The organism is Pseudoalteromonas sp. SIMBA_162, from assembly GCF_046535955.1.
In the GTDB taxonomy this organism is placed as follows: Bacteria; Pseudomonadota; Gammaproteobacteria; order Enterobacterales; family Alteromonadaceae; genus Pseudoalteromonas; species Pseudoalteromonas marina.
Genome location: NZ_JAWJBQ010001401.1, coordinates 1 through 229, shown reverse-complemented (window position 1 = coordinate 229; position 229 = coordinate 1). Strand labels below are relative to the sequence as shown.

At 46.3% G+C, this 229-nt stretch carries 1 pseudogene; it reads right to left on the bottom strand.

The annotated features are described in order from the left end of the window. Positions 1 to 229 (bottom strand): annotated as a pseudogene (locus R0J88_RS24210) (energy transducer TonB); the annotation flags it as partial.

The following is a 229-nucleotide window of genomic DNA, read 5'->3' as shown; positions in this document are numbered from 1 at the left end:
CAATTACTTTTGGGCGGTATTTCCAACGTTTAATAGCGCGTAGTGCTTCGTGGTTAAAAATACGTTTTGGTTCGGCGTTTAAAACTACCGCGTCAATTACTTCCCCAGTGGGCGAAATATTAAAGCTAAGTTGTACCCACCCTTCTATTCCATCACGCGCAGCGGTGGTTGGTTACTTTGGATTTATGCGCACAATGGGTTAGGCATCTCCCGTTGGGCGGTTAAGGGT